At 72.9% G+C, this 23,846-nt stretch carries 21 protein-coding genes; 11 read left to right on the top strand and 10 right to left on the bottom strand.

The features are described from left to right. Positions 1 to 21: 21 nt before the first annotated feature. Positions 22 to 816 (bottom strand): peptidyl-tRNA hydrolase, encoded by a 795-nt coding sequence (locus ACWDSL_RS10205; protein WP_450483627.1) that lies wholly within the window; start codon positions 814 to 816, stop codon positions 22 to 24. A gap of 38 nt (positions 817 to 854) precedes the next feature. Here ACWDSL_RS10205 and ACWDSL_RS10210 point away from each other — a divergent pair, with 38 nt between their 5' ends. Both ACWDSL_RS10210 and ACWDSL_RS10215 read left to right on the top strand, forming a co-directional pair. Then, entirely contained in the window at positions 855 to 2,528 is a 1,674-nt protein-coding gene (locus ACWDSL_RS10210; RefSeq protein ID WP_450483629.1) for an ATP-binding cassette domain-containing protein, read from the top strand. Positions 2,529 to 2,586: 58 nt separating this feature from the next. Continuing rightward, the gene (locus ACWDSL_RS10215) at positions 2,587 to 2,787 is read left to right on the top strand and encodes a hypothetical protein (RefSeq protein WP_398528674.1); all 201 of its coding nucleotides are present in this window, start codon (positions 2,587 to 2,589) and stop codon (positions 2,785 to 2,787) included. 39 nt (positions 2,788 to 2,826) lie between these two features. Here ACWDSL_RS10215 and ACWDSL_RS10220 read toward each other — a convergent pair whose 3' ends face one another. Next, the gene (locus ACWDSL_RS10220; RefSeq protein WP_450483631.1) at positions 2,827 to 4,233 is read right to left on the bottom strand and encodes a PhoX family protein; all 1,407 of its coding nucleotides are present in this window, start codon (positions 4,231 to 4,233) and stop codon (positions 2,827 to 2,829) included. 129 nt (positions 4,234 to 4,362) lie between these two features. Beyond that, positions 4,363 to 5,460, bottom strand: a complete 1,098-nt coding sequence (gene zapE, locus ACWDSL_RS10225) for a cell division protein ZapE (protein WP_450483711.1) — start codon at positions 5,458 to 5,460, stop codon at positions 4,363 to 4,365. A gap of 109 nt (positions 5,461 to 5,569) precedes the next feature. On the opposite strand from zapE, the gene ACWDSL_RS10230 reads away from it, so the two are divergent. The 4 genes from ACWDSL_RS10230 (at position 5,570) to msrB (ending at position 8,927) form a co-directional block, all read left to right on the top strand. Beyond that, entirely contained in the window at positions 5,570 to 6,394 is an 825-nt protein-coding gene (locus tag ACWDSL_RS10230) for a pyrimidine reductase family protein (protein WP_450483633.1), read from the top strand. A gap of 82 nt (positions 6,395 to 6,476) precedes the next feature. Further along, positions 6,477 to 6,953 carry an indole-3-glycerol phosphate synthase gene (locus ACWDSL_RS10235; protein ID WP_450483635.1) on the top strand — a complete coding sequence of 159 codons (477 nt, stop codon included), beginning with the start codon at positions 6,477 to 6,479 and terminating at the stop codon, positions 6,951 to 6,953. Between the two features lie 141 nt (positions 6,954 to 7,094). Beyond that, positions 7,095 to 8,507: a UDP-N-acetylmuramate--L-alanine ligase gene (gene murC / locus ACWDSL_RS10240; protein ID WP_450483637.1), complete on the top strand. Its 1,413-nt coding sequence runs from the start codon at positions 7,095 to 7,097 to the stop codon at positions 8,505 to 8,507. Positions 8,508 to 8,519: 12 nt separating this feature from the next. Continuing rightward, on the top strand, positions 8,520 to 8,927 hold the full coding sequence (msrB, locus tag ACWDSL_RS10245; protein WP_450483638.1) for a peptide-methionine (R)-S-oxide reductase MsrB: 408 nt from the start codon (positions 8,520 to 8,522) through the stop codon (positions 8,925 to 8,927). Here msrB and treZ read toward each other — a convergent pair. Together treZ and ACWDSL_RS10255 are read right to left on the bottom strand one after the other, a co-directional pair. Further along, the gene (gene treZ / locus ACWDSL_RS10250) at positions 8,879 to 10,768 is read right to left on the bottom strand and encodes a malto-oligosyltrehalose trehalohydrolase (RefSeq protein WP_450483640.1); all 1,890 of its coding nucleotides are present in this window, start codon (positions 10,766 to 10,768) and stop codon (positions 8,879 to 8,881) included. The two genes, msrB and treZ, sit on opposite strands and share 49 nt — an antisense overlap. Positions 10,769 to 10,857: 89 nt before the next feature. Next, complete coding sequence (locus ACWDSL_RS10255) at positions 10,858 to 11,766, bottom strand: GNAT family N-acetyltransferase (protein ID WP_450483642.1); 909 nt, start codon at positions 11,764 to 11,766, stop codon at positions 10,858 to 10,860. A 328-nt stretch (positions 11,767 to 12,094) separates the two neighbouring features. Here ACWDSL_RS10255 and ACWDSL_RS10260 point away from each other — a divergent pair, with 328 nt between their 5' ends. Next, positions 12,095 to 12,892 carry an aminotransferase class IV family protein gene (locus ACWDSL_RS10260; protein WP_450483644.1) on the top strand — a complete coding sequence of 266 codons (798 nt, stop codon included), beginning with the start codon at positions 12,095 to 12,097 and terminating at the stop codon, positions 12,890 to 12,892. 14 nt (positions 12,893 to 12,906) lie between these two features. Here the strand turns inward: ACWDSL_RS10260 and ACWDSL_RS10265 are convergent, their stop codons facing one another. Next, positions 12,907 to 13,635: a response regulator transcription factor gene (locus tag ACWDSL_RS10265; RefSeq protein WP_450483646.1), complete on the bottom strand. Its 729-nt coding sequence runs from the start codon at positions 13,633 to 13,635 to the stop codon at positions 12,907 to 12,909. A gap of 33 nt (positions 13,636 to 13,668) precedes the next feature. On the opposite strand from ACWDSL_RS10265, the gene ACWDSL_RS10270 reads away from it, so the two are divergent. Beyond that, the gene (locus tag ACWDSL_RS10270; RefSeq protein ID WP_450483648.1) at positions 13,669 to 14,244 is read left to right on the top strand and encodes an IS607 family transposase; all 576 of its coding nucleotides are present in this window, start codon (positions 13,669 to 13,671) and stop codon (positions 14,242 to 14,244) included. Beyond that, on the top strand, positions 14,241 to 15,686 hold the full coding sequence (gene tnpB / locus ACWDSL_RS10275) for an IS607 family element RNA-guided endonuclease TnpB (protein ID WP_450483650.1): 1,446 nt from the start codon (positions 14,241 to 14,243) through the stop codon (positions 15,684 to 15,686). The genes ACWDSL_RS10270 and tnpB overlap by 4 nt, the downstream gene beginning before the upstream one ends. Before the next feature lie 70 nt (positions 15,687 to 15,756). Here tnpB and ACWDSL_RS10280 read toward each other — a convergent pair whose 3' ends face one another. After that, entirely contained in the window at positions 15,757 to 17,046 is a 1,290-nt protein-coding gene (locus ACWDSL_RS10280) for a sensor histidine kinase (RefSeq protein ID WP_450483652.1), read from the bottom strand. A gap of 124 nt (positions 17,047 to 17,170) precedes the next feature. On the opposite strand from ACWDSL_RS10280, the gene ACWDSL_RS10285 reads away from it, so the two are divergent. Next, positions 17,171 to 17,434 carry a hypothetical protein gene (locus ACWDSL_RS10285; RefSeq protein ID WP_450483654.1) on the top strand — a complete coding sequence of 88 codons (264 nt, stop codon included), beginning with the start codon at positions 17,171 to 17,173 and terminating at the stop codon, positions 17,432 to 17,434. On the opposite strand, the gene lpdA is transcribed toward ACWDSL_RS10285, so the two are convergent. Next, the gene (gene lpdA, locus ACWDSL_RS10290; RefSeq protein ID WP_450483656.1) at positions 17,400 to 18,875 is read right to left on the bottom strand and encodes a dihydrolipoyl dehydrogenase; all 1,476 of its coding nucleotides are present in this window, start codon (positions 18,873 to 18,875) and stop codon (positions 17,400 to 17,402) included. The two genes, ACWDSL_RS10285 and lpdA, sit on opposite strands and share 35 nt — an antisense overlap. Before the next feature lie 118 nt (positions 18,876 to 18,993). Between lpdA and ACWDSL_RS10295 the strand changes: the two genes are divergently transcribed. Then, positions 18,994 to 19,926 (top strand): LysR family transcriptional regulator, encoded by a 933-nt coding sequence (locus ACWDSL_RS10295; RefSeq protein ID WP_450483658.1) that lies wholly within the window; start codon positions 18,994 to 18,996, stop codon positions 19,924 to 19,926. A 112-nt stretch (positions 19,927 to 20,038) separates the two neighbouring features. Here ACWDSL_RS10295 and ACWDSL_RS10300 read toward each other — a convergent pair whose 3' ends face one another. Beyond that, the gene (locus ACWDSL_RS10300; RefSeq protein ID WP_450483660.1) at positions 20,039 to 21,136 is read right to left on the bottom strand and encodes a lytic polysaccharide monooxygenase auxiliary activity family 9 protein; all 1,098 of its coding nucleotides are present in this window, start codon (positions 21,134 to 21,136) and stop codon (positions 20,039 to 20,041) included. A 141-nt stretch (positions 21,137 to 21,277) separates the two neighbouring features. Next, positions 21,278 to 23,815, bottom strand: a complete 2,538-nt coding sequence (treY, locus tag ACWDSL_RS10305) for a malto-oligosyltrehalose synthase (RefSeq protein ID WP_450483662.1) — start codon at positions 23,813 to 23,815, stop codon at positions 21,278 to 21,280. Between the last annotated feature and the right edge of the window lie 31 nt (positions 23,816 to 23,846).

Below are 23,846 nucleotides of genomic sequence, written 5' to 3' on the forward strand. Positions count from 1 at the left end.
CAGGCGCCGACTCGGGCAGGGCTAGCGCAGGGCCGGGTGGTCCGCGACGACGGTGCACGAGCCGGGCGCGATCTCGGTGTACCCCGCGTCACGCACCACCGGCAGACCGCCGTCGGCGACCAGCCGGGCCCAGTGGTCCGCCGACGGGGTGCGCACCGACAGCGGGAAGCCCGCCGAGCGCCACGCCGCGCGCGCGGCGTCGTCCAGCTCCCACCAGGCGAGCTGCGCGCCGTGCCCGGCCTGCGCCATCGCCTTGCCCGCCGACATGGTGATCTCCGGATTCAGCCACAGCACCGGCTCGGCGAGGCCGGGCGCGGACGGCGGCTCGGGGTCGTCCAGGTCGGTGCCCGAGACCTGCAGCTTGGCCAGGTCCTTCGGCCAGCCGTCGAGCGGCACCGGGGGGAACACCCGTACCTCCGCCGCCGGCGGCCCGCCGTCCACGGCCGCCCGGCCGCCGAGCGTGATCCCCGGCAGCCCCTCGGCCCGCCGCCACTCCGCGCCCCGCGCCCGCCGCACGACCTTGCGGATCCGGGCGTCCTGCCAGCTCCGTACGGCCTCGGCCCACTCGCCGTCCGGCGCCGTCGCCCGCTCGTCCGACAGCAGAACGAGCACGGCGCGCGCCGCCGTCTCGAGGGCGTCCGTACGGGCGGGCGGAGCGGCCTTCTCGATGCGCACCACCAAGGGCAGCACAAACTGCGGCGCGGCGTCCCGGTCGGTCGTGCGGACGCGGTCGTCGGAGCTGTCGCGGCTGGTGGGGGTGTCTGGACGGGTATCGGAGCTGGTCACGCGCCCCAGTGTGCCACCCGCGCCAGCCATGCCCCCGGAACGGCCTCGACCGCATAGGGTCAACGGTTATGAGACTGCGTGGAGTTGGCCGCCGCTACGGTCTGCGAGGGGCATGGGTGCTGCGCGGCGTCGACCTGGAGGTGCGGCCGGGCTCGCTGATCCGGGTGACGGGGAGCAACGGCAGCGGCAAGTCCACCCTTCTGCGGCTCCTCGCCGGCATCGACGCCCCCACCACCGGCCGGATCACCGCCCGGCCGCGCACCGCATACGTCCCCGAGCGCTTCCCCGCGGACCTCCCCTTCACCGCCCTCGGCTACCTCACCCACCTGGGCCGCGTCCACGGCCTCGGCCGCGCCGCGGCGGCGCACGGCGCCGAGGAATGGCTGGAACGCTTCGACGCGGCCGGACACGCCCACACCCCACTCGCCGAGCTGTCCAAGGGCACCAGCCAAAAGGTCGCCGTCGCCCAGGCCCTCCTGGCCGCCCCCGACCTCCTCGTCCTGGACGAGGCATGGACCGGCCTCGACCAAGCCGCCCGCGCCACCCTCGACGAGGCGGTCGCCTCCCGCGTCGCCGCGGGCGCCACGGTCGTCTACGTCGACCACGACCCCCGCCGCCTGGCCTCCTCCGCCGACGAGATCTTCCACATCACGGACACCCGGCTCGTACGGGCGCCGGCCACGCCTGCCGCGCCACTTGCGCTTGCGATGGAGCCGCCGACGAGCGGGGCGGGGAGTGACGTGCCCGGTGCCGAGGCGCGCGTGTGCGTGGAGGCCGAGGGGGCGCCCGGGGCTTCGGTGCCGGAGGGGCTGCCGGGGGCCCCGGCCGGGGAGCGGGGGCCGGGTGGTGGAGCCCCCGTCGTACGGCTGACGGTGGCCGTCGACCACTCCGACGCGCTGCTGCGCGCGCTCCTCACCGCCCGTCCGCCGTGGCACATCCGCGCCGTGACGTCCGTGACGCCCGTAGCGGCCGAGGAGAAGCGGGGCGCGGGGCATGCTGCGTCGGCCGGGGACGAGGCGGGTGGCCGCGTGCCCGTACCGGGGCCGGCCGGCGTCGAGGCGGGCGGGCGCGCGTTGCCCGCGCTGCTGCGCTATCAGGCCGCGTTGCTGGCGCGCTCGCAGCGTTGGGTGCCGCCGGTTGTTCTCTATGGCGCGTTCATGGCCATCGGCGTGATGGCGGGGCAGCCGATTCTCGACTCCTTCGGGTACGCCGCGGCCGCCCTGCTGCCCATCGCGGCGTGGCTGGTGCGGGTATGCGTCAACAATGAGCCGGCCGCGGCGCGCAACTGCGCCGCCGCGGCGGCCGGACCCGCCCGGGTGCATCTCAGCTCCGTGGTCACCGGGCTCGCCGCCGCGGCCGGGCTCGGGGTCGTGGGGGCGTTGTTCGTCGCGTTGATCAGCGATCCGAAGACCTCCGACCAGCGGATCGACGTCTCACGCTGGGACGCGACGGCCGCCGGGCTGCTCGCGGCCCTCACCTGCGCTCTGCTGGGCGCGGCGATCGGCGCCCTGTTCAGCCGTCCGCTGCTGCTCAGCACCGGCTGGGGCATCCAGGCCACCGCGGTCGCCTCGCTGCTGGTGCTGGTGGCCTCGGCGTCGCCCGCGAACGCGGCCGTGACCGGCCTGGTCAGCGGCTCGCAGACCGGCTCCGTGACGCTGCCCCTGCTGCCGCTCGCCATGACCGGCGCGGCCGCCGCGGGGGCGACCGCGCTGGTCTGCGTGCTCAGCTCACGGCGGTCCTGAGCCCTGAGGCCCTGGCGGGGGCGCGGGGCGCGGAGCGCACCGGCGTAGGGTCGGGCGCATGGACGACCGTACGGACGACCCCACGCGCGCCACGCACCATGCGCACCCCGCGCGCCCGCACGGTGACGACGTCGGCCCGCCGTACGCGGACTGCGTGCTGTGCGGCGAGCCGACCGAGCACCCCGCGTCGCGGCCCGGGGCCACGCTGTGCCCCGTCTGCGAGTGGCAGGAGGCCCAGCGCACGGCCTGCTCCGGCTGAGCCGCAGCAGGCCGTGGTCTCAGGCCGTGGCCTGCGGACTCAGTGGCGCCAGGGCCCCGTCACCGCGAAGGTCGTGCCCGGGGTGTAGCAGTTCACGTACATCGTGCGCCGGTCCGGTGCGAAGGTCACCCCCGCGAACTCACCCCACTCCGGCTTCTCCGGAGTCCCGAGGTTCTGGCGTCCGCGCGCCATCGGGTAGACCTCCCCGCGCCTGCTCAGCCCGAAGACATGCTGCGCGCCGTTGCCGTCCTCGCAGACCATCAGGCCGCCGCTGGGCGCGAGCGTGATGTTGTCGGGTGACTCGCCGGGCAGCTGCACGTCCGTGCTCGGGCCGAAGACGATCACGAGGGTGAGGCGGCTCTGCTGCGGGTCGTACCGCCAGATCTGTCCGTAGTGGTCGGCGGCCGAGCCGTCCGCGCTCTTGGCGAAGCTGGAGACGAAGTAGACGGACGAACCGCCCCAGTAGCAGCCCTCCAGCTTCTGCGCGTGGGTGATGCCCTTGGGGCCGAAGTCCTGGAGCCGGACGGGGGTCTGTTCGGCGAGCGGGTCGGGGACGGGCACCCACTCGATGTCGTGGAAGGACGTGCCGGTCTCCTGGACGGCCGACAGGTCCCGTACGCCGGGCACGCGCATCGCGTACAGCTCGCCGCCCGCGCGCAGCGACCCCGTGCCGCCGAGCGGCTTGTGCGGCAGGAAGCGGTAGAAGAGGCCGAAGGGCTTGTCGAAGGCGTCCTCGGTCTCGTAGACGACTCCGCTGCGCGGGTCGATCGCGATGGCCTCGTGCTGGAAGCGGCCCATGGCGGTCAGCGGTACGGCGCCGGTGCGGCGCGGGTCGTACGGGTCGACTTCGAAGATGAACCCGTGGTCTTTGGTGTAGCCGTTGGTGCCGGCCTTGTCCTCGGTCTCCTCGCAGGTCAGCCAGGTGTTCCAGGGGGTCGGGCCGCCCGCGCAGTTGACGGCGGTGCCGGCGATGGCGACGTGTTCGGCGAGGACGCGGTTGCCCGCGTCGAGTTCGAGGGCCGTGCAGCCGCCCATGCCCATGGGGTCGTAGGTGAGGCCCTGGACGGCGGGGACGCGGATCGCGGCGGTGGGGCGGTTCTCGTGGTTGCGGACCAGGTGGGTACGGGCCCGGGCGTCGGCCCGGCCGCCGGCCCGGCCGGGGAAGGCGGCCATACCGTCGTGGTTGCTGGGGACCTTGCCCTCGCCGGAGCGCAGCTCGTCGCCCTCGCGGGACAGCACCCGGTAGCGGAAGCCCTCGGGGAGGTCGAGCAGGCCGTCGGGGTCTGGGACGAGCGGGCCGTAGCCGCCCGAGCCGGCCGCGGCCTCCTGGCCGGGCTCGGCGGCCGCGGCCGTACCGGCGAAGAGTTCGGAGATATTGCCTGCGAAGGCGATGGCGGCACCGGCCGCACCACTGCGGGCCAGGACCTGACGTCGCGTTACTGACATGCGGTAACTCCCTGTTGGCGGACAGGAAATGTGACCGCATGTGTGTATCACGCGAATTCGCGCGCGGGAACCATCCGATCAACGACAGCGCCTGCGCGTCGGCCGCCAGGCCCAGCCGCCGGCCCCCCGCTACTCCGCCAGCCGCTTCCCGTCCCGCGCCAGCGCCGTGAGGCGCGAGATCGCCCGGAAGTACTTCTTCCGGTAGCCGCCCTGCAGCATCTCCTCGCTGAAGAGACGGTCGAACGGCACCCCGGACGCCAGCACCGGCACCTCGCGGTCGTACAGCCGGTCCGCGAGCACCACAAGACGCAGCGCGGTCGACTGGTCGGGCACCGGCCCGACCCCGGTCAGGCACACCGCCTCGATTCCGTCGCACATCGCGCCGTAGCGGCTCGGGTGGACCCGGGACAGGTGTTCGAGGAGGGTGGGGAAGTCGTCGAGCGAGGCGCCGGGCGTGCGGTGCGCGGCGCGGGTGACGGTCTCGTCCGAGTACGGGGCGGGGGCTTCCGGCAGGCCGCGGTGGCGGTAGTCCTCGCCGTCGATGCGCAGCGGCCGGAAGCGGGCGGACAGGCCCTGGATCTCGCGCAGGAAGTCGGCCGCGGCGAACCGGCCTTCGCCCAGCTTGCCGGGGAGGGTGTTGGAGGTGGCGGCCAGGGCCACGCCCGCGTCGACGAGCTTGCCGAGCAGCGTGGAGACCAGCACCGTGTCGCCGGGGTCGTCCAGTTCGAACTCGTCGATGCACAGCAGCCGGTGGCCGCTGAGGGTCTGGACGGTCTGCTGGAAGCCGAGGGCGCCGACCAGGTTGGTCAGCTCGACGAAGGTGCCGAAGGCCTTCCGCTCGGGCGGGGCCGCGGTGGCGTGCCAGAGGGAGGCCAGCAGATGGGTCTTGCCGACGCCGTAGCCGCCGTCCAGATACATTCCGCGCGGGCCGCGCGGCGCGGCGGGCCTGGTCTCCCGGCGGAACCAGCTCTTGCGGCGGCCGTCCGCCGCCCCGTCGCCGTCGCTGACGGAGGTGGCGAAGGCCGCCAGCTCCTTCACGGCGATGGCCTGGCTGGGCTGTCCCGCGTCGGGGATGTAGTTGTCGAAGCTCACCGTCGAGAAGCGCGGCGGCGGCACCATCTCCGCCACCAGACGCTCGGCGGGGACGTGCGGCTTACGGGAGGCGAGGGCGGCGGGAGTCTGCTCGGCTGCAGGAGCCTGCTCGGCTGCAGGAGTCTGCTCGGCTATCGGACCCGCGGGCCTGTCGGACGTGGTGGTTCGCGATGACACAAACTCCGAGCCTAGTCCCTTCGGGGGAGGTCACCGCCGGATAGGGAGGCATGTCACACTGCGGCCTATGCGACGCCTGTTCCCGCTGCCGACCGAAACGCCCGCCGAACCATCCTCGGGAGAAGACCGCGAGTGGGGGCTGGGCGAACTGGCCGACGCGTACGCCTACCCGGACCTTCCGGACCTCCCGGACCTCCCGGCCGGACCGGGAGGGCGGCCCGCGACGGCCTGGCTGCGGGCCAACATGGTGTCCTCGCTGGACGGCGCGGCCCACCACGACGGGCGGTCGCAGCAGCTGTCCTCCGCCGCCGATATGCGGATCTTCGGGGTGCTGCGCGGACTGGCCGACGCGGTCGTGGTCGGCGCCGAGACCGTACGCCGGGAGGGCTACCGCCCGGCCCGCGCCCGCGAGGCGTTCGTCGCCCGGCGGGCGGCGCAGGGACGCCCGCCGGTGGCCGCGATCGCCGTGGTCAGCGCGAGCCTGGAGCTGGATTTCTCGTTGCCGCTGTTCACCGAGCCGCTGGTGCCCACGCTGGTGGTGACCGGCGCGCAGGCCCCCGCGGACCGCCTGGCGGCGGCCCGGCGGGCGGGCGCCGAGGTGGTGCTGGCGGGGGAGGGGGCCGGGGTGGATCCGGCGCGGGTGGTGGCCGCGCTCGCCGAGCGCGGTTTGACGCGGCTGCTGTCGGAGGGCGGGCCTAAGCTGCTCGGGCAGTTCGCGGCGGCCGGGGTGCTGGACGAGCTGTGCCTGTCGCTGGCCCCGCTGATCGCGGCGGGCGACGCGGAGCGGATCGTCAAGGGCCCGTCGCTGGTGGAACCGGAACGGTTCACCCTCTTTTCCGTCCTGGAGGACGCCGGGTTTCTTTTCACCAGCTACCGTCGCAAGCGGCAATAAGGCGATAATTGGTTTTAGTTAAAAAAGGGATATACGGAATAAATCGCATGAGAGGGCGCCGGCAGTGTTCACGAGCGTATTGATGATCGAGAAGCCCCTGAGCCCCGTCGACGTGGAATTCGTCACGAGCTTGCACGGCGACGACGCGGTCTCCTTCGTCGTGCTCATGCAGCCGCGGGGCAGCAAGGACCGGCTGTTGCGCGCGATCGACGACATCGCGCTCGGCGATCTGGAGCACGCCGTCCAGGAGCGCGACGAGCCGGAGGGCCAGGAGGCGCTGGAGCCCGCCGAGCGCGCCCTGCGCCTCTCCCTCGCCGCCCTGCGCGCGGCGGGCAGCGAGGCCGGCGGGGAGGTCGTCCAGCGCCATCCGCTGGACGCGCTGCGCGGGGTGGTCGAGCGGGCCGGCGCGGACGAGGTGATCGTGCTGACCGAGCCGCACTTCGTGGAGGAGTTCTTCCACCGGGACTGGGCGTCGCGGGCGCGGCACAAGGTGGGCGTCCCGGTGCTCAAACTCTTCTCGCACGCGGCCGACGAGGAGCAGCCGACGAAGGGCGCCTGACCACACGCCGCACCCCCACCCCGAACCCCTTCCGTACCCGCCCCGGCCGGTGCGCCGGACGGGCCTTCGCGGGACCCCTCCCCACAAGGTGCGAGAATCGGGCCCGACAGCGACGAACCGCGACCCAGGGGAGACCCGTACATGGCACCGGCCGGCTTTGCCTCCGACGCGATGGCCCGACCGCACTTCATCGGCATCGGCGGCGCCGGGATGTCGGGCATCGCGAAGATCCTCGCCATGCGCGGCTCGCGGGTCGCGGGCAGTGACTCCAAGGACTCCCCGACCGTCGAGGCGCTGCGCGCCCTCGGCGTGACGGTGCACATCGGCCACGCCGCCGGGCATCTGGCGGCCGACGCCACCAGCGTGGTCGTCTCCAGCGCGATCCGCGCCGACAACGCCGAGCTGACCGCGGCCGCCGAGCGCGGCATCCCCGTCATACACCGCTCCGACGCGCTGGCCGGACTGATGGACGGCGCCCGCCCCATCGCGGTCGCGGGCACCCACGGCAAGACGACCACCACCTCCATGCTGGCCGTCTCCCTCACCACCCTGGGCCTCGACCCGTCGTACGCGATCGGCGGCGACCTGGACGCGCCCGGCTCCAACGCCCAGCACGGCGGCGGCGAGATCTTCGTCGCCGAGGCGGATGAAAGCGACCGCAGCTTCCACAAGTACGCGCCCGAAGTCGCGATCATCCTCAATGTGGAGCTCGACCACCACGCCAACTACGCCTCGATGGAGGAGATCCACGAATCGTTCCAGACCTTCGTGGAGCGGATCCGGCCCGGCGGCACGCTGGTCGTCTCCGCCGACCACCCCGGCGCCCGCGAGCTGACCGGCCGCGTCACCGGCCACGAGGGTCTGCGCGTCCTCACCTACGGCGAGCACCCGGACGCGGACGTACGCGTCCTGGACATCGCCCAGCGGGGACTGACCAGCGAGGTCACCGTCCTCCTCCCGGACACCCTGGGCAGCGGCGAGCTGACCTTCACCGTCTCCGTCCCCGGCCGCCACTACGCCCTCAACGCCGTCGCCGCCCTGACCGCGGGCGCCGCCCTCGGCGTCCCCGCCCGCGAGCTGGCCCCCGCCCTCGGCTCGTACACCGGCGTCCGGCGCCGCCTCCAGCTCAAGGGGGTCGCCGCCGGGGTGCAGGTCATCGACTCGTACGCACACCACCCCACCGAGATCTCCGCCGACCTCGAGGCGATCCGCGGCGGTGCGGGCGACGGCCGGGTGCTGGTCGTCTTCCAGCCGCACCTCTTCAGCCGCACCCGCGAGCTGGGCGTCGAGATGGGCCAGGCGCTCGCCCTCGCCGACGCCGGCGTCGTCCTGGACATCTACCCCGCCCGCGAGGACCCCGTCCCCGGCATCACCAGCGCCCTGATCATCGACGCCGCCGCCCGCCACGGCGCCGACGTCACCGCCGAGCACGACCGGACCGCGGTCCCCGAGCTCATCGCCGGAATGGCCAAGCCCGGTGACCTTGTTCTCACCATGGGCGCGGGCGATGTCACGGACCTCGGTCCGGAGATCCTCGCCCGCCTGGAGAGCTAGGAGAGTAAGTCCATGGCGTACGAGATCGACAAGCCGGAAGAGCAGTGGCGCGCGGAGCTGACCCCGCAGGAGTACCAGGTCCTCCGCGAGGCCGGCACCGAGCGCGCCTTCACGGGTGAGTACACCGACACCAAGACGGCCGGCGTCTACTCCTGCCGGGCCTGCGGGGCCGAGCTGTTCCGCTCCGAGACCAAGTTCGAGAGCCACTGCGGCTGGCCGTCCTTCTACGACCCGGCCGAGTCCTCCGCCGTCGAACTGATCGAGGACCGCTCGCTCGGCATGGTCCGCACCGAGGTCCGCTGCACGCGCTGCGGTTCCCACCTCGGCCATGTCTTCGCGGGCGAGGGCTACCCGACCCCGACCGACCAGCGTTACTGCATCAACTCGATCTCGCTGCGGCTGGAGCCGGAGGAGAGCTGATCTCCTGCCCCTTGTGGGCCGCCGAACCGCAGCACCGCGGCCGTCTCCGGCGGCAGCCGCAGGGTGCCGTCCGGGCCGGGCGGGTCGATGGGCCGCCAGGCGGCGACGACGTCGGTGCGGTCGGTGGTTGCGTGCGGGCCGAGGCGGGCCTCGGCCGGGCGGTCGTACGGGTTGATCACGACGCACAGCGGGCCGCGCCGGAAGTCGATACAGCCGTCCGAGGAGACGGACAAGGAGACGGGCAAGGGGACGGACGGGCGGGTGGCGGACCACCGGGGGTCGGCCAGGGCCGGTTCGGCGCGGCGCAGGGCGATCAGCCGCCGGTGCCAGTCGAGCAGCTTGGCGTGCGGCTCGCGGGTCGGCTCGGTCCAGTCCAGGCAGGAGCGCAGCCGCGTCGCCGGGTCCTGCGGATCGGGGACGTCCTCCTCCGCCCAGCCATGGGCGGCGAACTCCCGGCGCCGGCCGCGCCGTACGGCCTCGGCGAGCTCCGGGTCCTGGTGGTCCGTGAAGTACTGCCAGGGCGTGCTCGCCCCCCACTCCTCGCCCATGAAGAGCATCGGGGTGAAGGGCGAGCACAGCACGACGGCGGCCGCGCAGGCCAGCAGCCCGGGGGAGAGCCGGGCGGAGAGCCGGTCGCCGACCGCGCGGTTGCCGATCTGGTCGTGGGTCTGGGCGTAGCCCAGCAGCCGGTACGTGGGGGTGGTCAGGGCGTTCAGCGGGGCGCCGTGGCTACGGCCGCGGAACGCCGAGTATGTGCCGTCGTGGAAGAAGCCGCCGGTCAGGGTCTTGGCGAGGGCATACGCGCCCTCGGCGGCGAAGTCGGCGTAATAGCCCTGCCGTTCACCGGTGAGGAGGGTGTGCAGGGCGTGATGGAAGTCGTCGTTCCACTGCGCGTGCAGCCCATGGCCGCCCGCCTCGCGCGGGGTGGTGGTGCGCGGGTCGTTCAGGTCGGACTCGCCGATGAGGAACAGCGGCCGGCCCACCTGGGCGGCGAGCGCGTCCACGGCGGCGGACAGCTCGGCGAGGAAGTGGCGGGCGCGGGTGTCGCGCAGCGCGTGCACCGCGTCGAGCCGCAGCCCGTCCAGGCGGTAGTCGCGCAGCCAGGCGAGGGCGCTGCCCAGGAAGTACGCGCGGACCTCGTCCGAGCCGGGGGCGTCCAGGTTGACGGCCGCCCCCCAGGGCGTGTGGTGGGTGTCGGTGAAGTACGGGCCGAAGGAGGGGAGATGGTTGCCGGAGGGGCCCAGATGGTTGTGGACCACGTCCAGGACCACGCCGAGGCCGTGGCCGTGCGCGGCGTCCACGAAGCGCGCAAGCCCTTCCGGCCCCCCGTACGGCTCGTGCACCGCCCACGGCGCCACGCCGTCGTACCCCCAGCCGTGCGCCCCCGGGAACGGGCAGACGGGCATCAGCTCGATGTGGGTGACGCCGAGTTCGGCGAGGTGGGGCAGGCGTTCGGCGGCCGCGTCGAAGGTGCCCTCGCGGGTGAAGGTGCCGATGTGCAGCTCGTACAGGACCGCGCCCGGCAGCGGCCGGCCCCGCCACTCGCGCCGCCACTCGAAGCCCGCGGGGTCGCTGACCGCGCTCAGGCCCTCGGGGCCGTCGGGCTGGCGGCGGGAGCGCGGATCGGGCAGCGGCGCGCCGCCGTCCAGCGCGAAGCCGTAGCGCGCGCCGGGCCCGGCCTCGGCCGCCGCCCGCCACCACCCCTCCCGGGCCGGATCGCGCTCCATGGGCTGCGTGCGGTCGGTATCGCCCGTGCGGTCGGTATCGCCCGTGCGGCTCGTACGGCCCTCCAGATGGAGCTCGACCCGCCCGGCGCGCGGCGCCCACACCTCGAACAGCACTGGCGTCTCCTCACCTCAGCGGTGCCTGGGAGACCATGCTGCGCGACGCGGGGTGCGCCGCGCAGCAGGACGCCGCCGGGATCCGGGCATCAGACGAGGTCGATGCGCTCCTGGGTGATGGGATAGCCCACCTTGGCGAAGTGCGCGGCCATCGGGAGGTTGGGCTGGTCGGTCGCCGCGGCGATCCTCGTGGCGCCCCGCTCCACCAGGTCGTGGGTGCACTCCACCAGCAGGTCGTACGCATAGCCGTGGCCGCGCTGCTCTTCGACCACACCGATGTAGCCGACACACGGGCCGGCCGGGTTGTGCGCGGGCACCTGGATGCCGACCAGCTCGCCCTCCGGCGTCCAGGCCAGCCGCCACCACTCGCGCGGCGACGGGCACCAGTTGAAGAAGTCCATCAGCTCCCGCACCGGGGCGTCGATGCCCCCTTGGGCGATGGCCCGCAGGTCGTGCGCGTCGAGGGTGCCCGGCATGATGCGGCGCAGCGTCTCGGCGATCTTCTCGTCGTCGGGCTCGGGCCGGAACTCCAGCCGCCCCGGCCGCTCAGGAACCCCGCATTCGGGGGTCCACTCGTAGCGGTAGCGCTCCACCAGCGGCTCCATTCCGGCGGCGACGGCGGCGTCGATCCGGGCCTGCGCGGCGGCCCGCTCCTCGGGCCGGTCGCGCCAGCCGGGCGCCGCCAGCACGCAGTACTCGGCGCGCAGCGGGGTGGTGCGCAGCAACTCCGTCGCCGCGTCGGCCTCACCGTCGGCGAAGTCGAACCAGTCCAGGGCGATGGGCTTGGTGTCATCGGCCGCACCCCACCAGGCGGCGCGGGCGACCACACGGCCGTCGCGCAGCGCGACCCACGTCCAGTCGGGGCGGTAGTCGCCGCCCTCGGCGCGGGTGCGGTAGGTGTGGCCGAAGCGGGCGCGGCCGACGTGCCCGGGGTCGTGCAGGGTGTTGAAGAGATGTGCGTCGCTCTCGGTGAGCGCGCGGATGACCAGCTCGGTCATGAGATTCCTTCCGGGATGGCGATGCGCTCCCGGTCGGATCGGTGATCAGACGGCGGTACGCCCGGGGGACAGGGGGCGGGAGCGCGGGAATGTCGTGGTGTTCATGGCTCTCGCCTCCTTCCTCGATCTTGGGCGTGTCCGCACTCTATGCGGGCCGACGGATCGTTGTCCAGGCGTTTTTGGCACGGCTCAGGAGGGTGCCCCATCCGCGCCTCGCCCTCCTCGCGCTTGACCTTCTCATTGATGTCAACCCATAACGTCGGCTCAGGGGGCGGGCATTGCGCGCCCGCTCCGTGACTTCCCTGCCGTCCCCACCGCTGGAGCGATCATGACGTCTTTCGTCGCACACCGTAACGGCCGGGCGGCGACCGCCGAGGAGCTGGCACCGCTCGCCTTCGCGGGCTATGCCCACTTCACCGCCATGCAGGTGCGCGAGGGCCGGGTCCGGGGCCTCGACCTCCATCTGGAGCGGCTGCGGACCGCCTCGGTGGAGCTGTTCGGGCGCGCGCTGCCCGACGACCAGGTGCGGTCGTATCTGCGGGCGGCGCTCGAGGCCGGGCCGGCCGACCTCTCGCTGACGGCCACGGTCTACTCGAGGGCGGGCCAGTTCACCGCGGCCCGGGCGGAACCCGAGGTGCTGGTCCGTACCGGACCGCCGTCCGCCGGCCCGGAGGGCCCGCTGGCGCTGGCGGCGGTCGAGCATGAGCGGTTCCTCCCGGCTGTGAAGCATGTCGGCGAGGTGGCCAAGACGTACTTCCTCCGCCAGGCGGTCGCGCAGGGCTTCGACGACGCCGCGTTCGTCGACGGGCGGGGGCGGCTCAGCGAGGCGACGATCTGGAATCTCGCCTTCTGGGACGGTGACTCGGTGGTGTGGCCCCGGGCCGAGGTGCTGGGCGGGATCACCATGAGCATCGTCCGTCGGCAACTGGACCGCCTCGGCGTCCCCCAGCGCGTCCAGGACATCACGCTCGCCGACCTGCCCGCGCTGGCCGGGGGCGTGGTCATGAACTCCTGGACGCCGGGCGTGGCGGTGAGCCGGATCGGCGCCGTGTCCCTGCCCGAGGCGCCGTCCTTCCTGGAGCTGCTGCACCGGGCGTACGAGGCCGAATCACCGGCCGCGCCATGAGGTTGCGGGGAGCGTCATTCGAGCAGGCCGGCGTCGTGGGCCAACAGGGCTATCTGTACGCGGTTGTTGAGATCCAGCTTGGTCAGGATCCGTGATACGTGGGTCTTGACGGTCGCGAGGCTCATGAACAGGCCCGCGGAGATCTCCGCGTTGGACTTGCCCTGGCCCACGGCGACCGCGACCTCGCGCTCCCGGTCGTTCAGCTGGTCGAGCAGCGCCCGGGCCCGCTCCTGCCGCGCGTCCCGGCCGGTACCCGCCACATGCTCGATGAGCTGCTGGGTCACGGTGGGGGACAGCACCGGCTCGCCCGCCGCCACCCGTCGCACGGCCGCGACGAGATCGGCGGGCGGGGTGTCCTTGAGGACAAAGCCGGCCGCTCCGGCGCGCAGCGCCCGCAGCACATGCTCATCCGCGTTGAACGTCGTCAGGATCATCACCTCGGGGGCGGGTTCGCGCTGCCGCAGCTGCTCGGTCGCGGCGAGCCCGTCCACCGTCGGCATACGGATGTCCATGAGGACGACGTCGGGGGAGTGGCGGTCCACGAGCGCGGCCACCTCCGTGCCGTCGGACGCCTCGCCGACGATCTCGATACCGGAGGAGGCGCCGCCCAGCATCAGCCGCAACCCGGCGCGGACCAGCGGGTCGTCGTCGACGATCAGCAGGCGGATGGGGGCGGGGGCGGGCGCGGGCTCGGGCGTGGGGGATTCCGGAGGGTTGTCATCTGCTCCGCGAAACGTAGTCATTGATAGCTTTCTGTGGTCATGTATGCTCGGAGCGTGAAGCTTTCCGAGTGGGCGCGCCGACAGGGTGTCAGCTACCAGACGGCCTGGCGGTGGGTGAAGAACGGCACGATGCCGGTCCCTGTCCGCCAGGCTCCGTCCGGTACCTGGCTCGTTGACGAGGGGCCTGCTGCGGCGCAGGGCCGGGTGGTCGCGTATTGCCGGGTGTCGTCCGCTGACCGGAAGCCGGACCTCGATCGGCAGGCGATCCGTGTCGTTGAGGGTGCGAACCGTCTGGGTCTTGCTGTGAGCGAGGTCGTCAAGGAGATCGGATCCGGGTTGAACGGGCGTCGGCGGAAGCTGCACCGGGTTCTGTCCGACCCGAAGGTTGGCGTGATCGTGGTGGAGCGCTGTGACCAGCTGGCTCGGTTCGGTGTTGAGCACCTCGAAGCCGCCCTGTCCGCGTCCGGGCGCCGCTTGGTCGTCCTCGAGGCGGAGGAGACCACCGATGACCTGGTGCGGGACATGACCGAGGTCCTGACGTCGATGTGCGCCCGGCTGTACGGGCAGCGGGCCGCGAAGAACCGTGCCGCCCGCGCGGTGGCGGTGGCGGCCGGCGAGGCTGCCGGGTGAAGAGGTTCCAGCTGCAGCCGGGTTTCGTGGTGCAGGCGTACCGGTTCGCTTTTGACCCGAACCAGACTCAGGAGCGTGCGCTGCGCTCGCACTGCGGCGCTGCCAGGGCCGCGTACAACTGGGCCCTCGGCTGGGTGACCGCGTCGTGGTGGCAGCGTCGTGCCGAGGAGACGTACGGCATCCCGGAAGAGGAGTTGACGCAGTGGCGCCCGTGGTCGCTGCCGTCGCTGCGGAAGGCGTTCAACGCTGTCAAGACGACCGATGAGCGGTTCGTGGGATGGTGGGTGGAGAACTCCAAGGAGGCATACTCCACCGGGCTCGCAAACGCTGCTGCCGCGTTCGACAACTACGCGAAGTCCAAGCGCGGTGCCCGTAAGGGCACCCGGGTCGGCATGCCGCGGTTCAAGACGAAGCGGATGGCACGGCTGTCCTGCCGGTTCACTACCGGCACCATCCGCGTCGAGCCGGACCGCCGGCACGTCACGCTGCCCCGGCTCGGCACCATCCGCGTCCACGAGAACACCCGCAAGCTCCAGCGCCGCATCGCGAACGGCACCGCGCGGATCTTGTCCGCGACGGTCCGCCACGAGCGCGGCAGGTGGTTCGTCTCCTTCCAGGTGGAGGTGAAGCGGGACATCGAGCGCGTGGCGCGCCCCGATACCGTGGTCGGTGTCGACCTCGGCGTGAAGACGCTCGCGGTCATGGCCGACAGCACGGGCGAGATCCGCACAGAGCCCAACCCCGCCCACTACGACACCGCGCTGACGACCCTCAAACGCCTCTCCCGCACAGTGTCCCGCCGCCAGGGCCCGGATCGGCGGACCGGACGCAAGGCGTCGAAGCGGTGGGAGAAGGCCAACGCCCAGCGCAACAAGGTGCATCACCGGGTGTCGAACCTCCGGGCGGACGCCCTGCACAAGCTCACCACCATGCTCACGGCCAAGTACGGCACCGTGGTGGTGGAGGACCTGAACGTGGCCGGGATGCTGAAGAACCGGCGCCTTGCACGCAGGATCGCCGATGCCGGATTCGGGGAGATCCGCCGCCAGCTCACCTACAAAACCCAGCGCAACGCCTGCCGCATCGTGGTGGCGGACCGCTGGTATCCCTCCTCCAAGACCTGCTCGGTCTGCGGCGCGGTGAAAGCCAAGCTGCCGCTGCACGTCCGAGTCTTCGACTGCGACGAGTGCCCGCTCGTGATGGACCGGGACGAGAACGCCGCACGCAACCTCGCCACCCTCGCGGCGGCCGCAGTAACTGGTACCGGAGTGGCCGGAGACCAGGGCGTGCGAGCGCCGAAGCCTCGTGGAGCCGACCAGAAGACCCGCGCCACCCGATCCAGCCGCAAGGCCGGGCCGGGGCGGGCAGGTGGCGCAATCCCCGCACCACGCGGGAAGGAAACGAGAGACCGTACTCAAGCTGAAGCCCTCACGCTTTGGTGATGTGACGGACCTTCCGGGCCGAAAGGCCCGGAATACCGAGACCTGACCACGGTCTCTGTAACGGATGAGCTCATGCGGGCCACGGTAGCCAGGCGTACAGCCGGAAGTCCCCGTCGTCCGAAGGGCCGCACTCCAGCCGGCCGCCCGTCAGCGCCGCGCGCTCGGCCAGCCCGGCCAGGCCCTGGCCCGATCCGGGGATCGCGCCCGGCCGGTCGCTGTGATGTGGCGGGTCGGCGGGTGTGCCGGCGCGCACCGGGGCGCGTACGGCATTGCGCACCTCTACGGTCAGCCCCTCACCCGGCGCCCCCGACGCCGTCACCGTCACCTCCGCGTCGGGCGCGTGCTTGCGCGCGTTGGTCAGCCCCTCCTGCACGATCCGGTAGGCCGTACGGCCGGTGGCGCCCGGCACGGCCGCCTCGCCCGGCACGGCCGCCTCGCCCGCCCTGCCCGTCCCGGCGACGCCCGCCTCGTCCGACAGCGTCACCCGCATGCCCGCCCGGCGCGACTCCTCCACCAGCCGCGGCAGATCGGCGAGGGTCGGCTGCGGCTGGTCGGGCGGGCTGCCCTCGGCGTCGGCATCGTTGGGGTCCGGGGCCCGCAGCACGCCGATCACCTCGCGCAGATCCTGCAGCGCCTGGTGCGCACTGCTGCGTATCACCCCGGCGGCCTCGGCCACCTCCCGCGGGGACGCGTCGGGCCGGTACTCCAACGCGCCCGCGTGCACGCTCAGCAGGGAGAGCCGGTGGGCGAGCACATCGTGCATCTCCCGGGCGATCCGCTCACGCGTCAGGCGCTGGGTCCGCTCGGCGCGCAGCGCCGCCTCCGCCTCGGCGCGCGCCGCTCGCTCGCGCAGCGATTCGAGCAGCAGGCGCCGTGAGCGCACGAACATGCCCCAGCCGATGGCGCCGCTGATGAGCAGGGCGCCGAGCAGTACGTCTCCGATGTAGTCGACGTCGGGGTCGGGGTGCACTGCCGGGGCGGCGAAGATCTGGGCCAGCGCCGCGGCGCCGACCCACGCGACCGTACGCAGCGGCCGGTGCACCGCGACCGTGAACAGCGCCACGAGCAGCGGCCCCGCGACGTAGTACGAGACCACGCCCGCGGCCAGCAGCACCAGCGCCAGCTCGACCGGCCGGCGGCGGCGCAGCCACAGCGCGAGACAGGCCACCACACCGGCCATCAGGTCGGCGAACAGCGCCTCGTCCGACACCGACGGGTCGTTGGCCATCGACTCGGAGGCCGTCAGCGAGAACAGGGCCGCCAGCGAGATACAGCACACGTCCACGATCCAGTCGCGCATGGTGCGGCGCGTCCCGACGCGCTCGCTGCTTGCCGTCTGCACGGCCTCTGAGCTGCCCATACGACGAATCTACTGGCGAGCGGCGGCGCGGTCGCGGTCTCGGGCGCGGGTATCGACCAAAGTTGCGGGGCCATAGACCTTTGGCTGACCCGCGCCCGCCGGACCGCCGCCTAGCCTCGAACACATGAGAAAGGCATGCGAGTTGGTGGGCGCCATTCTGCTGATCCAGGGGCTCATCGGGATCGTCCACGAGCTCATCGGCTGGTTCCGGCTGACGGCGCTGCTCCGTTTTCTGCCGTTCCTGGATGGCTATGAGCTGTACGCGAGCATCGGCTTGGCCGTGGTCGGCTTCCTCGTGGTGGCCGTCGCCGAGGAGTCGGGCAAGAGCCCGTCCGGAAGCCCGTCCGGTCCGCTCATATCTGATGGAGACCGCGCCCGGCCAGAGTGAGGAAGGCTTCGCCCACGGCCTCGGAGAGGGTGGGGTGCGGGTGTATGTGCTGGGCCACGTCGGAGGGTTCGGCGTCCCAGCCGACGATCAGCTGGCTCTCGGCGACCATCTCCGAGACATGGGGGCCGACAAGGTGGACGCCGAGCACCTGGCCCGTGCCCTCGCCCGCCCGCTCGGCGACGACCTTCACCATGCCTCCCTGCCCGTGCACCATGCCCTTGGCCACAGCGGTCAGCGGCATGGTGTTGGCGACGACGTCCAGGCCCCGCTCGCGCGCCTGAGCCTCCGACAGGCCGACGGCGGCGGTCTGCGGACTGGAGTAGGTCACCCGGGGGACGGTGTCGTAGTCCACGGGCCGGGGTTGGGGTGAGAGGCCCGCCAGGGTCTCGGCCACCAGCAGCCCCTCCGCGAAGGAGGCGTGGGCCAGCCCGAGCGAGGGCGGCGGCAGCAGATCACCGACGACATGAATGCCCGGCACCGCGGTCTCCAGCCGCGACCAGTCGGCGGGGGCGACGAATCCGCGGTCGTCGGTGGTCAGCCCGGCGGCGCCCAGGTTCAGGGCGTCGGTGACCGGGGCGCGGCCGACGGCGACCAGCAGCCGCTGGGCGTCGAGGGTGCGCGGCTCGCCGCGGGCCGGGCGGACGGTGGCGCGCACCCCGTCCGCGTACGGCTCGGCGTGCTCCAGCCGGGCGCCGGTCAGCACCTCGATGCCGCGCTTCTTCAGCCCGCGCGTCAAGTGGCGGCTGACGTCCGCGTCCTCGAGCGGCAGCAGCCGGTCCGCCGCCTCGACCAGGGTGACGTCCGCGCCCATGGAGCGGTGCAGTGAGGCGTATTCGACGCCGATCGCGCCGCCGCCCAGCACCAGGACGGAGTCCGGGAGTCCCGGGGCGAAGAGGGCGTCGTCGCTGGTGACGACCCGTTGGCCGTCGGGTGCCAGCCCGGGGAGGGTGCGCGGGCGGGAGCCGGTCGCCAGCACGATGCCGCGCCGCGCGGTCCACTCGCCACCCGCGTCCGCGCCTGTGCCGGCCGCTGCGCCCGTCCCGGCGCCGGTCGCTGTGTCGACCGGCGTGATGCGTACGGTGCGCGGGCCGGTCAGGGCGGCGGAGCCGCGGACCAGGTGGACGCCCGCGTGGGACAGATGGCCTTCGACGCCGCGGTGGTTGCGGGCCACGATGTCGTCGCGGGTCGCGGTGAGGGCGGACCAGTCCACGGCCTCCAGGGTGGCCTTCACACCCCATCGCTCGCGCGCCTCGGAGATGCCGTCGACCAGCTCCGCGGCGTGCAGCATCGCCTTGCTGGGGATGCAGCCGCGGTGCAGGCAGGTCCCGCCCACCAGGTCGCGTTCGGCCAGGACGACGTCGAGACCGAGGGCGGCTGCGCGCAGCGCGGTGCTGTAGCCGCCGGTTCCGCCGCCGATGACGATGATGTCTGTCTCATGCATGAGTCCAGCCTGTGCCTCTACCGATGCATGAGTCCAAGGCAAAGTTTCTCTGGATACGATGAATTTTCTGCATGGGGAGGGCGGTAGCGAAGGTAGCGAGCGAAGGGGGATGCGGCGGATGAGTCTGCGCCAGATGGAATATCTCGTGGCGGTGGTCGAGGAGGCGTCCTTCACCCATGCCGCCGAGCTGCTGGGCGTCACCCAGTCCGCGCTCTCGCACCAGATCAAGGCCCTGGAGCGGGAGGTCGGCGGGCCGCTGCTCGAGCGGCTGCCGCGGGGGGTGCGGCTGACGCCCATGGGCCGGGCGTTTCTGCCGCATGCCGAGTTCGCGGTGCGCAGCGCCCGGCAGGCGCGGCGCGCGGCGCGGGCGGCGGCCGGGGCGGCGGGCGGCGAGCTGCATATCGCCACCCTGCACGCGGTGGCCATCGGGATGCTCCCCGAGGCGCTGGCGCGCTGGCGGCGGAGCCACGGGAAGGTGAGCCTGGTGGTCCATGAGTACGCCACCGGTGAGGAGTTGCGCGACCGCATGGAGCGCGGTGTGGCGGATGTCGCGATCGGCCACCGCCCCAAGGGGTGGCAGGGGCCCGTGGTGTCGCTGGGCGAGGAGGAGATCGTGGTGGTCGTGGAGCCGGACGACCCGCTGGCCGGACAGGACTCCGTGCGGCTCGCCGAGCTGGCGGACCGGGACTGGGTGCGCTGTGCGCTGGAGCCGGTGATCGAGGGCCGTCGTTTTCTCGATCTGGCCTGTGAGCGGGCGGGCTTCACGCCTCGTACGGGGGCCCATACGGACCACACCTCGACCGCCGTGCGGCTGGCCGCCGCCGGGGCGGGGGTGCTCATCGCCCCCGCGCATGTGGCCGCCAGGTACGACTGTGCGGTGCTGCCCCTGGATCCGCCCTGGCAGCGCGAGCTGACGGCGTTCTCCCGGGTCGAACTCACCGGGGCCGCGGCCTCCTTCGTCGGGTTGCTCGACCGGGGGTGGTGGGGGCGGACAGAGAAAGGCCGGTCTGCCGCCCACGAGGGGGAAGGGGACGGCAGACCGGCAGGGTGAGGTGCACCTGACAGGGCGGAGGAGCGGATCAGGGCACCGTGCGGATCAGGGGTCGGGGCAGCGCGCTGTGCGGGTCAGCTCGCTGCGTGGGTCAGCCTGCTGTGAGATCGGGTCAGTGCACCATACAGATCGGCGCCGCCGCCGCGTCGGGAGAGCCGCCGCTGGCCGCATAGCCGAAGGTTGTCGACGCTCCGGCCGCCAATGAGCCGTTCCAGTCGGCATTGGTGACCGATGCCGATGAGCCCGTGGCGGTCAGTTTGCCGTTCCAGACGCTGTCCACCCGCTGCCCGGACGGCAGGGTCCAGTCGACCATCCAGGAGGAGATGGGGGTGGCGCCGGAGTTGGTCACCGTCACCTCGGCCTGGTAGCCGCCGTTCCAGGTGCTGGTGGTCTTCTGGGCGGCGGTGCACTTGGCCGTCGGCGGGTCGGTCGGGTCGCTGCCGCCGCTGGAGGCGCCCGGCACCGTCACCTCACCGTTGCCGCCGTCGAAGACCACATCGGAGCAGCTGTAGAAGGTCTCCTGGCTGTCCGAGCGGGTCCAGACGGTGTAGATGATGTGGCGGCCGCTCTTGCCCGAGGGCAGATTGGCGGTCCAGGTGTACTTGCCGTCCACCGTGCCGACCGGGCCGGTCTGCGGCGGGTTCGTCACCGTGTTGAACGGCTGGTCCTCCAGGTCGTTCCAGGTGAGCGGCTTCGTCGGGTCGATCGGGTTCTTGGTGACGTAGCTGCGGAACGAACCGGGGTGCGCGGCCCAGGCGTTGTAGGTGAACTGCATCGACTTACCGGCGGTCAGATGGGTCACCGGCCAGTCGTTGCTGCCCAGGTCGAAACCGGAGAAGTTGTAGACGGTGGCCGCGCCGCTGCACAGCTGGCCGTCCGGGATGAAGCCCTTGGTCCGGCCCGCGCCGTCCGACCGCAGCACCGCGAACCAGTTGTAGAACGCGTTGGCCCCGCCCTTGTCGAACGCGGCCTTGCACGCGGGGTTGGTCGGCTTGACCTCTCCGGTGCTGGACAGGCTGTACTTCCAGCACAGATAGGTGCGGCTGCCGGGCGCCATCGGCGCTCCGTGCGCGGAGGCGCTGCCGCCGCCGAAGAAGACCAGGCCGAGGGCGGGCAGCACACCGAGCAGCACCAGCAGTACGGACCGGCGGGCGCGGGAACTGCCCGGCGGGCGAGCGGGACGTGCGAGAGCCATCAATCGTCGTGGCATTGCGCTTCTTCTTCCCTTCGACGCGAACGGGTCAGGAACCGTCGTATGGGAGCGCTCCCAAGTTACTTTGTGAAGGTAGCGCCGTCCGGAGTGCCTGTAAATGCTTTAGGCCGCGAACACAGCGCCAGTTCTGGCGGGCCGTCAGCTCCGGATCAGCAACGCCACCGGAAACCGGTCGAAAAGGTCACTCAACGGGCCGGTGCCCTCGACCGTCCGCCCGGTCAGCAGATCCCGCCAGCGGCCCGGCGGCAGCGCCAGCGCCGTGCCGCGCCAGCCGCCCGCCTCCGCGAGCCGCCGCGACAGCCGGGTGACGGCGGTGACCGCCCCGCCGTCCCCATCGCCATCCCTGCACTCGCCCTCGCCCTCCGTTCGCAGAAAGGCCACACAGTGCGCCGCCGCCGGGCCCTCCGCGGCCAGCGGGGTGTACGCGCCCGACGGGCCGAACCACCGGGGGTGGCTCCGCCGCAGCCGCAGGGCCGCCGCTGTCAGCAGCAGTTTCTCGGCCGACGTCCCGTCCGGCGCGCGCCCCGCGTCCAGCTGGGCCAGCAGATCCGGGCGTGGTTCGGGCGGGCGGCGGTTGTCCGGGTCGACCAGCGCGGCATAGCTGTGCTCGGTGCCCATGTAGAGGTCCGGCACGCCCGGCATGGTCAGCTGGAGCAGCGCAGCGCCCAGCACGTTGGCCCGCGCCGGGGCGTCCAGCGCGCCGCCCAGCGCCGCCCACGCCGGGTGGTCGGGGTCGCACGGGCCCGCCTTGAGAAAGGCGGCGACCTCGTCCTCGTACGCCAGGTCCTGCTCGGTCCAGGTCGTCCGCAGCCCCGCCTCCCGCACCCCCTTGAGCACCGCGGGAAGCAGCCGCTCGCCGTCCGGCGACCCGAGCCCCACCGCCGTCTGCCACGCCGTCCACGCCAGATGGGCGTCGGGCGCCGCCGCGCTGCCCGGGGCAGCCGTCTCCCGCACCTCCACTGTCACCTTCGCTCTCCCCCGCACCTCCACTCTCTCTCGCACCTCCTCCGCCTCCCGCACCTCCACTGTCTCCAGCAGCCGCCCCCAGCGGTCCGGGCACTCGGTCAGCGCCGCGAGCCGCGCCCGCACATCCGCGCTGCGCTTGGTGTCGTGCGTGGACAGCACGGTGCCGGTCGAGGGCCAGTCGGCCTGCAGCCGGGCGGCGAAGGCGTGGAACCGGTCGGGGGAGACCGCCGGCTGTCCCGGGTCGCCGCCGACCTCCGCCGCCGAGAGCAGCGGCGCGAAGCGGTAGAAGGCGGTGTCCTCGACCGACTTGGCGCGCAGCGCGGCGGCGGTCTGGGCGAAGCGTGCGCAGAAGTCGCGGTGGTGCGGTCCGTCGCCCAGTCTGCCGAGCGCCGCGTCCCGCACGGTGAACACCACCCACGCCTCCTCCCGTACCGCGAACGCCGCCCGCGCGTCCCCCGCCGCCAGGATCAGCATCTCGGCGTCCGTCCGGGTCGGCGGGGTGTCGGGGGCGACATACGGGCGGTAGACCGGCAGCCGCACCAGCAGCTCGCGGATCGCCGTGCGCAGCGCCCACGGCGCATGGTCGCGCAGCCGCGGTTCGGCGGCGCAGATCCGCACGGCGGCGCGCACCAGCCGCTCCACCTCGGCGGCCAGCTCATGCGTCACCACATGCCGTGCGGCGCGCCGCACGGTCGCCGGCCAGTCGCCGCCCAGGTCCTCGGGGGGCGCGGCGAAGCCGCGGTATTGCGCGGTCAGCTCCGCAAGACCGGCCGGGTCGACGAACAGGCCGTCGATATGGTGCAGGGCGTCATAGCCGGTCGTGCCGGCGACCGGCCAGTGTGCGGGCAGCCGCTCGCCCCGGCCGAGGATCTTCTCCACGACGGTCCACCGGCCGCCGCCCGCCGCGGCCCGCACCTCACGGTCCAGCCGCCGCAGATACCCCTCCGGATCGGCGAGGCCGTCCGGGTGGTCCACCCGCAGCCCGTCGATCACCCCGTCGCGCACCAGCTCCAGCAGCTTCCCATGGGTCGCCGCGAAGACCTCGGGGTCCTCCACCCGCACCGCGATCAGCTCGGAGATGGTGAAGAAACGCCGGTAGTTCAGCTCCGTACGGGCCAGCCGCCACCAGCCCAGCCGGTACCACTGCCGGTCCAGCAGCTCGGGCAGCGGCAGCCCCTCGGTGCCGGCCCGCAGCGGGAACTCGTGGTCGTGGTAGCGCAGCGCCCCGTCCGCCACCCACAGCGCGGCCAGCTCCTCGCCGAGGGTGCCGCCGAGGACGGGCAGCAGCACCTTGCCGCAGTGCCGGCCCCAATCGATGTCGAACCACCGCGCATACGGCGAGGCGGGCCCGTCCTTCAACACCTCCCACAGCGGTCTGTTCAGCCGCTCCGGGGCGGGCACTGCCATGTGGTTGGGCACGATGTCGACGATCAGCCCGAGCCCATGGGCGCGCGCCGTACGGGCCAGGGCGCGCAGCCCCTCCTCGCCGCCCAGCTCCGCCCGCACGGCCGAGTGATCGGCCACGTCATAGCCGTGGGTGGAGCCGGGCCGGGCCTCAAGCACCGGTGAGAGGTGCAGATGGGAGACGCCGAGCGCGGCCAGATACGGCACGGCCGCGCCCGCCGCCTCGAAGGGGAAGGCGGGCTGCAGCTGCAGCCGGTAGGTGGCGGTCGGCGCGGTGGACCCGGGCGCGGTGCGATCGGACGTCATAGAACGTACGTACCCACAACCCCACAGCATC

The sequence above is a fragment of the Streptomyces sp. NPDC000941 genome (assembly GCF_053599555.1).

What these genes read in the sequence shown, in the direction of transcription:
- ACWDSL_RS10295 (WP_450483658.1), top strand. Translation starts at nt 18,994, where the DNA reads ATGAGTCTGCGCCAGATGGAATATCTCGTGGCGGTGGTCGAGGAGGCG.
- ACWDSL_RS10260 (WP_450483644.1), top strand. Translation starts at nt 12,095, where the DNA reads ATGACGTCTTTCGTCGCACACCGTAACGGCCGGGCGGCGACCGCCGAG.
- ACWDSL_RS10210 (WP_450483629.1), top strand. Translation starts at nt 855, where the DNA reads ATGAGACTGCGTGGAGTTGGCCGCCGCTACGGTCTGCGAGGGGCATGG.
- lpdA (WP_450483656.1), bottom strand. Translation starts at nt 18,875, where the DNA reads ATGCATGAGACAGACATCATCGTCATCGGCGGCGGAACCGGCGGCTAC.
- treY (WP_450483662.1), bottom strand. Translation starts at nt 23,815, where the DNA reads ATGACGTCCGATCGCACCGCGCCCGGGTCCACCGCGCCGACCGCCACC.
- ACWDSL_RS10230 (WP_450483633.1), top strand. Translation starts at nt 5,570, where the DNA reads ATGCGACGCCTGTTCCCGCTGCCGACCGAAACGCCCGCCGAACCATCC.
- ACWDSL_RS10205 (WP_450483627.1), bottom strand. Translation starts at nt 816, where the DNA reads ATGGCTGGCGCGGGTGGCACACTGGGGCGCGTGACCAGCTCCGATACC.
- ACWDSL_RS10265 (WP_450483646.1), bottom strand. Translation starts at nt 13,635, where the DNA reads ATGACTACGTTTCGCGGAGCAGATGACAACCCTCCGGAATCCCCCACG.
- ACWDSL_RS10220 (WP_450483631.1), bottom strand. Translation starts at nt 4,233, where the DNA reads ATGTCAGTAACGCGACGTCAGGTCCTGGCCCGCAGTGGTGCGGCCGGT.
- ACWDSL_RS10255 (WP_450483642.1), bottom strand. Translation starts at nt 11,766, where the DNA reads ATGACCGAGCTGGTCATCCGCGCGCTCACCGAGAGCGACGCACATCTC.
- ACWDSL_RS10215 (WP_398528674.1), top strand. Translation starts at nt 2,587, where the DNA reads ATGGACGACCGTACGGACGACCCCACGCGCGCCACGCACCATGCGCAC.
- ACWDSL_RS10285 (WP_450483654.1), top strand. Translation starts at nt 17,171, where the DNA reads ATGAGAAAGGCATGCGAGTTGGTGGGCGCCATTCTGCTGATCCAGGGG.
- ACWDSL_RS10235 (WP_450483635.1), top strand. Translation starts at nt 6,477, where the DNA reads ATGATCGAGAAGCCCCTGAGCCCCGTCGACGTGGAATTCGTCACGAGC.
- murC (WP_450483637.1), top strand. Translation starts at nt 7,095, where the DNA reads ATGGCACCGGCCGGCTTTGCCTCCGACGCGATGGCCCGACCGCACTTC.
- ACWDSL_RS10280 (WP_450483652.1), bottom strand. Translation starts at nt 17,046, where the DNA reads ATGGGCAGCTCAGAGGCCGTGCAGACGGCAAGCAGCGAGCGCGTCGGG.
- ACWDSL_RS10300 (WP_450483660.1), bottom strand. Translation starts at nt 21,136, where the DNA reads ATGCCACGACGATTGATGGCTCTCGCACGTCCCGCTCGCCCGCCGGGC.
- msrB (WP_450483638.1), top strand. Translation starts at nt 8,520, where the DNA reads ATGGCGTACGAGATCGACAAGCCGGAAGAGCAGTGGCGCGCGGAGCTG.